5 protein-coding genes are annotated in these 7,437 nt (G+C 70.9%); 4 read left to right on the plus strand and 1 reads right to left on the minus strand.

What is annotated here, in order from left to right:
- Positions 1 to 70 precede the first annotated feature (70 nt).
- From gabT to QN357_RS06665, 4 genes are all read left to right on the plus strand, one after another.
- On the plus strand, positions 71 to 1,435 hold the full coding sequence (gene gabT, locus QN357_RS06650) for a 4-aminobutyrate--2-oxoglutarate transaminase (RefSeq protein WP_174774849.1): 1,365 nt from the start codon (positions 71 to 73) through the stop codon (positions 1,433 to 1,435).
- Complete coding sequence (locus QN357_RS06655; protein ID WP_134447843.1) at positions 1,432 to 2,718, plus strand: Glu/Leu/Phe/Val family dehydrogenase; 1,287 nt, start codon at positions 1,432 to 1,434, stop codon at positions 2,716 to 2,718. The genes gabT and QN357_RS06655 overlap by 4 nt, the downstream gene beginning before the upstream one ends.
- A 117-nt stretch (positions 2,719 to 2,835) precedes the next feature.
- On the plus strand, positions 2,836 to 4,299 hold the full coding sequence (locus QN357_RS06660; RefSeq protein ID WP_134559962.1) for an NAD-dependent succinate-semialdehyde dehydrogenase: 1,464 nt from the start codon (positions 2,836 to 2,838) through the stop codon (positions 4,297 to 4,299).
- Positions 4,300 to 4,354: 55 nt separating this feature from the next.
- Positions 4,355 to 5,755 carry an NAD(P)/FAD-dependent oxidoreductase gene (locus QN357_RS06665; RefSeq protein WP_322135721.1) on the plus strand — a complete coding sequence of 467 codons (1,401 nt, stop codon included), beginning with the start codon at positions 4,355 to 4,357 and terminating at the stop codon, positions 5,753 to 5,755.
- Positions 5,756 to 5,898: 143 nt separating this feature from the next.
- On the opposite strand, the gene QN357_RS06670 is transcribed toward QN357_RS06665, so the two are convergent.
- The coding region (locus tag QN357_RS06670) for an FAD-binding dehydrogenase (protein WP_323504691.1) at positions 5,899 to 7,437 on the minus strand (1,539 nt) is incomplete at its 5' end.

The following is a 7,437-nucleotide window of genomic DNA, read 5'->3' on the forward strand; positions in this document are numbered from 1 at the left end:
TCTGCCTAGCATGGCACCTGACATCGACGCCGCCCGGTCGATGCACCTCGGTTTACGAACTGGAGCAGTCATGACCCTCGTCGCATCCCCGCCCACCACCGTTCCCGTCGGCGGCCCGTCCCTTCCGCAGGAACGTCGCCTCACGACGAGCATCCCCGGACCCCAGTCGCAGGCGCTCCAGGCGCGCAAGACCGCCGCGGTCTCCGCGGGCGTCGGCGTGACCCTGCCCGTCTACATCGTCGCTGCCGGCGGCGGCGTGCTCGTCGACGTTGACGGCAACTCCCTCATCGACCTCGGCAGCGGCATCGCCGTGACCGGCGTCGGCAACAGCGCGCCCCGCGTCGTCGAGGCCGTCGCCGCCCAGCTCGCCCAGTTCACCCACACCTGCTTCACGGTCGCCCCGTACGACTCCTACATTGAGGTCGCCGAGGCGCTCAACCGGGTCACCCCCGGTGACCACGCCAAGCGCACCGCCCTGTTCAACTCCGGCGCCGAGGCTGTCGAGAACGCCGTCAAGATCGCGCGGCACTACACGGGGCGGCAGGCCGTCGTGGCCTTCGATCACGCGTACCACGGCCGCACCACCCTGACCATGAGCCTCACCGCGAAGAACCAGCCGTACAAGAACGGCTTCGGCCCGTTCGCCGCCGAGGTCTATCGGGCGCCGATGTCCTACCCGTTGCGCGACGGCGGTCTCGACGGCGTCGTCGCCGCGAAGCGCGCCATCTCCCAGATCGAGAAGCAGATCGGCGCCGAGAACCTCGCCGCGCTCATCATCGAACCGATCCAGGGCGAGGGCGGCTTCATCGTCCCGGCCGCGGGCTTCCTGCCGACCCTCCTGGCCTGGTGCCGCGCCAACGGGGTCGTCTTCATCGCCGACGAGGTGCAGACCGGCTTCGCCCGCACCGGCGCCATGTTCGCCTGCGACCACGAGGGCATCGTGCCCGACCTGATCGTGATGGCCAAGGGCATCGCCGGCGGCCTCCCGCTCTCCGCGGTCACCGGCCGCGCCGAGATCATGGACGCCCCGCAGGTCGGCGGCATCGGCGGCACCTACGGCGGAAACCCGCTCGCCTGTGCAGCGGCCCTCGCCACCCTCGACACCTACGAGAGCGAGAACCTGGTCGAGCGCGCCCGCGAGATCGGCACGATCCTCACCGGCCGGCTGAACGCCATCCGCGCCTTCGACAAGCGCGTCGGCGACGTCCGCGGCCGTGGTGCCATGATCGCGATCGAGCTCGTCGACTCGGCGACGGGTGAACCGGATGCCGCACTCACCTCCCGCGTCGCGGCCGCCGTCCACGCGCAGGGCGTCATCGTCCTCACCTGCGGAACCTACGGGAACGTGATCCGGTTCCTGCCGCCGCTGAGTATCTCGGACGAGCTCCTCGTCGAGGGCCTCCAGGTCGTCGCACACGCTCTGGCGAACGCATGAGCCTGCTCGAGGCCCGGCCGGCCGTTCGCCAGGTCACGCCCCTCGCCACGCCCCTCGTCGACGCCCGGTCGCAGCTCAGCGACGCCGTCGCCCTGCTCGGCTACCCGGAAGGCCTGCACGCGTTGCTCGCGACCCCGCGCCGCGAGCTCACCGTCGCCGTTCCGTTGCGCCGGGACGACGGCAGCACCCGACTGTTCACCGGCTACCGGGTGCAGCACAACTTCTCCCGCGGCCCGGCCAAGGGCGGCCTGCGCTACAGCCCGCACGTGACCCTCGACGAGGTGCGCGCCCTCGCGATGTGGATGACCTGGAAATGCGCCCTGCTCGACGTGCCGTACGGCGGTGCCAAGGGCGGTGTCACGATCGACCCGCGTGAATTCTCGCTCCCGGAGCTCGAGCGCGTGACCCGCAGGTACACGAGCGAGATCCTGCCGATCATCGGCCCGGAGAAGGACATCCCGGCCCCCGACATCGGCACCGACGAGCGCACCATGGCCTGGATGATGGACACCTACTCCGTCAACGTCGGCTACACCGTTCCCGGGATCGTCACGGGCAAGCCGATCAGCCTCGGCGGTTCCCACGGCCGTGCGAGCGCGACCAGCCGCGGCGTGACCCACGTCGCACTTGCCGCCCTCAGGCACAGCGGCATCACGCCGTACGGAGCGACCGCAGCCGTGCAGGGCTTCGGCAAGGTCGGCCACGACGCTGCCGTGTTCCTCGCCGACGCGGGGGTGCGGGTCGTTGCGGTCAGCGACCAGTACGGCGCCGTCTACAACGAGCGGGGCATCGACTTCGCCGGGCTCGACGCGCACGTCGCGGCGACCGGCAGGGTCGTCGGCTTCGGCGGGGCGGACCCGCTCGACGGTGAAGCGCTGCTCGAGCTCGACGTCGACCTGCTGGTCCCGGCCGCGGTCGAGGGCGTCCTGCACGCCGGGAACGCTGCCCGCGTGACGGCACGCGTGATCGTCGAGGGCGCGAACGGCCCGACCTCCCCGGCTGCCGACCGGATCTTCGCTGCGAACGGACAGCTCGTGGTGCCCGACATCCTTGCGAACGCCGGCGGAGTGCTCGTCTCCTACTTCGAGTGGGTGCAGGGCAACCAGGCCTACTGGTGGAACGCCGCAGAGGTCGAACAGAAGCTCGAAGAGCGGATGCTCGCCGCTTGGCAGCAGGTCGTCGAAACCGCCGCCTCCCGGGACCTTTCCCTGCGGGCAGCGGCGACGGTCCTCGCCGTCGAACGCGTCGCCGAGGCCCACCTGCTCCGCGGACTCTACCCCTGACGCCCGTTCGTTTCCCACCGCCTGCCGTACCTGCCCCGTGACCGAAAGAGAACACCCGTGACCAGTCTCAGCACCGAGAACCGCCCCCTGAGCCCCGCCTCCGGCGACACCACCACCATCGGCACCGAGCGGGAGGCCGAACTCCTCAACCGGGTCCCAGACGGTCTCTACATCGACGGCACCTGGCAGCCCGGCACGGGGGAGCCGATCATCGTGACGGACCCTGCGACCGGGCGCGAGCTCAAGCGGATCGCCAACGCGGGCGTCGCGGACGGCGGACGCGCCCTCGACGCCGCCGTCGCAGCGGGTCCCGCCTGGGCGGCGACCGCGCCGCGGGTGCGGGCCGAGATCCTGCGTCGTGCGTTCGACCTGCTGCAGGAACGCCGGGAGGACTTCGCCCTGCTGATGACCATCGAAATGGGCAAGCCACTCGCCGAGGCCCGCGCCGAGGTCGGTTATGGCGGGGAATTCCTGCGTTGGTTCAGCGAGGAGGCCGTACGAATCAATGGGCGCTACGGGCCGGCACCCGAGGGTACCGGCCAGATGGTCGTTTCGCAGCGCCCGGTCGGCCCGTGCCTCCTGATCACCCCGTGGAACTTCCCGCTCGCGATGGCGACCCGCAAGATCGCCCCCGCGCTCGCCGCGGGGTGCACAGTCGTGATCAAGCCCGCGGAACTCACGCCGCTCACCACCCTCTTCTTCGCCCAGTTGCTCGAGGACGCGGGCGTTCCCGCCGGCGTCGTCAACGTGATCACGACCTCGGAATCCGCTGAGGTCTCCGCCCCGCTGATCGCAGACCCGCGGCTCCGGAAGCTCAGCTTCACCGGCTCGACCGGTGTCGGCCGGGCGCTCCTCCGCCAGGCCGCGGAGGGCGTGCTGCGCACCTCGATGGAGCTGGGCGGGAATGCGCCGTTCCTCGTCTTCGCCGACGCGGACCTCGACCGGGCCGTCGACGGCGCCATGCTCGCCAAGTTCCGCAACATCGGCCAGGCGTGCACGGCAGCGAACCGGTTCATCGTGCACGCGTCCGTCGCCGAGGATTTCGCTCGCCGCCTCGTCGCCCGCGTCGAAGCCCTCCGGATCGGTCGGGGCACCGAGCCGGACGTGACGATCGGCCCGCTCGTCAACGACGCGGCCGTCGCCAACACCGAGAAGCTCGTGAGCGATGCCCTCGACCGCGGTGCGACCCTCCTCACCGGCGGCTTCCGCCCGGAGGGTCCAGGGTCGTTCTACGCCCCGACCGTGCTGACCGACGTCGCAGCCGACAGCGACCTGCTTCGCCAGGAGATCTTCGGGCCCGTCGTCGGGATCGTGACCTTCACGGAGGAGGACGAGGCGATCCGGCTCGCCAACGACACCGAGTACGGGCTGATCAGCTACGTCTTCACCGAGAACATCGCCCGCGGCCAGCGGATGATCGCCGGGCTCGACACGGGCATGATGGGACTGAACACAGGACTCGTGTCCAACGCAGCCGCCCCCTTCGGAGGCGTCAAGCAATCAGGGCTCGGCCGGGAGGGCGGCCTCGAGGGAATCCACGAGTACCTGTCCCCGAAGTACACCCTGATCCCCGCGTCATGACCGACTTGCACAACTTCCGAATGACCTCGCAGCACCCACGTATGGAGGAGTTTTCATGACAACCAGGATCGACCGTGACATCGTCATCATCGGCGCAGGGGCATCCGGCCTGACCGCAGCAACGTCGCTGCGCCGGGCCGGCCTCACCGTCGCCGTGCTCGAAGCGCGCGACCGGGTCGGCGGTCGGCTGTGGACCGACGACATCGAGGGAGCCACGCTCGAGATCGGCGGCCAGTGGGTGTCACCGGACCAGCACGCGCTCAAGGAGACCCTCGCGGAGCTCGGTCTCGAGACCTACTCCCGGTACCGCGCCGGAGAAAACGTCTACATCAACGACTCCGGGGTACGCACCCGCTTCGAGGGCGAGATCTTCCCGGTCTCCCCGGAGACCCAGGCCGAGATCGTCGCCCTCATCGCAACGCTCGACGAGCTTGTCGCCGAGGTCGACCCCGATCGGCCGTGGGCGCACCCGCGGGCCGTCGAACTCGACCGGATCTCCTTCGCCGGGTGGCTCGCAACCCAGACAGCCGACCAGGAGGCCCGCGACAACGTCGCGATGTTCATCGCCGGCGCCATGCTGACCAAGCCTGCGCACGCCTTCTCCGCCCTGCAGGCCCTGCTGATGGCCGCGAGTGCCGGAAGCTTCAGCAACCTCGTCGACGCCGACTTCATCCTCGACGAGCGCGTCGTCGGCGGCCTCCAGCAGGTCCCGCTGCTGCTCGCGGAGCAGCTCGGCGATGACGTGCACCTCGGGCAGCCGGTGCGCACCCTGCGCTGGAGCGACGAGGGTGTCGTCGCGGTCACCGACGGACTCGAGGTGCACGCCCGCCGGGCGATCCTCGCGCTTCCGCCGACTCTGCTCAGCCGGATCTCCTTCGAACCCGCCCTGCCCCGCCGCCAGCACCAGCTGCACCAGCACCTTTCGATGGGTCTCGTGATCAAGGTTCACGCCGTCTATAAGACCCCGTTCTGGCGCGAGGACGGCCTCTCCGGCACCGCGTTCAGTCCCTACGAGCTCGTGCACGAGGCGTACGACAACACCAATTTCGGAGACGACCGCGGCACCCTCGTCGGCTTCGTGTCCGATGAGGCGGCGGATGCCGTGTTCCGGCTCCCCGCGGAGGAGCGCCGGGCGCGCATCCTGCTTTCGCTCTCGCACTACTTCGGGGACAAGGCTCTGTCGCCGGCGGTCTACTACGAAAGCGACTGGGGCAACGAGGAATGGACCCGGGGTGCATACGCCGCGAGTTTCGACCTCGGCGGCCTCGCCCGCTACGGCGCGGACCTGCGCACCCCCGTCGGGCCGATCCACTTCTCCTGCAGCGACCTGGCCGGCAAGGGCTACCAGCACGTCGACGGGGCGATCCGGATGGGCCGCGACACCGCTGCCGCCATCGCGGCCGTACTCGAGCCGGTACTCGAGCCGGTCGGGGCGCTGACGAGCGTCCTGGACTAGGCGCCGCCGGGCGCGGACTCGCGGCGCCGTTTGCGTCTCGCGGCGATGTATCGGGCGCGCGCCGCGAGACACGGTGCGCGCCCGGAGACGCACCGCGCGCCGCGAGGTGCGGCGCGTGCGGACGCTCCCGTGACAGCCGGGGGTCAGACCGCCGCCGCGGCGGCGCGCCCCGCGGTGCGTCCGGAGAAGAGGCATCCGCCGAGGAAGGTGCCTTCGAGCGCGCGGTAGCCGTGCATCCCGCCGCCGCCGAAGCCGCTCGCCTCGCCGGCGGCGTAGAGGCCCGGCACGGGTGTGCCGTCCGGCCCGAGGGCGCGGGCGGAGAGGTCCGTCTCGATGCCGCCGAGACTCTTCCGGGTCAGGACGTGCAGCTTGACCGCGATCAGCGGGCCCGCGTGCGGGTCGAGCAGCCGGTGCGGGCTCGCGACGCGGATGAGACGGTCACCGCGGTAGTGCCTGGCCTGGCGGATCGCCGTGATCTGGGCATCCTTGGTGAAGGCGTTGTCGAGCTCGCGGTCGCGGGCGCGGATCTCCCGCTCGACCTGGGCGAGGTCCAGGGGAGCATCGGGGGAGAGCCGGCGCATGCCCGCGAGCAGGTCGGGCAGGGTGTCGGCGACGACAAAATCGGCGCCATGCTTCTTGAAGGCCTCGACCGGCCCGGGAGCGCCTTTCGTCACCCGTTTGGCGAGAAGGGCAAGGTTCTTACCGGTGAGGTCGGGGTTCTGTTCGGACCCGGAGAGTGCGAACTCCTTCTCGATGATCTTCTGCGTCAACACGAACCAGCTGTGTTCGTAACCGGTGCGCAGGATGTGCTCGAGCGAGCCGAGCGTGTCGAAGCCGGGGAACAGGGGAGCGGGCAGCCGGGTCCCCGTCGCGTCGAGCCAGAGCGAGGACGGACCGGGCAGGATCCGGATTCCGTGCGCGGGCCAGACCGGGTCCCAGTTCGCGACGCCCTCCGGGTAGTGCCACATCCTGTCTCCGTTGATCAGCCGGGCGCCGGCCCGCTCGCTGATGCCGAGCATCCGCCCGTCGACGTGCGCGGGCACGCCGGACAGCAGTTCCCGGGGCGCGGTGCCGAGCCGGGTCGGCCACTGGGCGCGGACTTGCGCGGGGTTTCCGCCGATGCCGCCGCTTGTCACGACGACGGCGGATGCCCGCAGCTCGAAGTCGCCGACGACCTCGCGTGAGCTGGGCGCGCCGCGCGGGGCGTCGCTCGGGGCGAGGATGCTTCCCCGCACGCCGACGACCGTGCCGTCGTGGGTGAGCAGCTCGTCGACCCTGCGGCGGTGCAGCGCCGTGACGAGGCCGGACCGCACGCCTTCCCGCACGCGCTCGATGAACGGGGCGAGAATCGCCGGACCGGTGCCCCAGACGATGTGGAACCGCGGCACGGAGTTGCCGGGGCCGAGGGCCGTGGTGCCGCCGCGTTCGGCCCAGCCGACGACCGGAAAGAAGCGGATGCCGCGGGAGTGCAGCCAGGCGCGCTTCTCGCCGGCGGCGAAGTCCAGGTAGGCCTCCGCCCAGCGGCTCGGCCAGAGGTCCTCGTCACGGTCGAAACCCGCGGTGCCGAACCAGTCCTGTCTGGCGAGTCCGGCGGAGTCGTGCACCCCGAGCCTGCGCTGCTCCGGCGAGTCGACAAGGAACAAGCCGCCGAACGACCACCAGGCCTGGCCGCCGAGCGAGGC

The organism is Cryobacterium sp. RTC2.1 (genome assembly GCF_035018685.1).
Taxonomy (GTDB): domain Bacteria; phylum Actinomycetota; class Actinomycetes; order Actinomycetales; family Microbacteriaceae; genus Cryobacterium; species Cryobacterium glucosi.

Coding starts and splice junctions, on each gene's coding strand:
- gabT (WP_174774849.1), top strand. CDS start 71: ATGACCCTCGTCGCATCCCCGCCCACCACCGTTCCCGTCGGCGGCCCG.
- QN357_RS06665 (WP_322135721.1), top strand. CDS start 4,355: ATGACAACCAGGATCGACCGTGACATCGTCATCATCGGCGCAGGGGCA.
- QN357_RS06655 (WP_134447843.1), top strand. CDS start 1,432: ATGAGCCTGCTCGAGGCCCGGCCGGCCGTTCGCCAGGTCACGCCCCTC.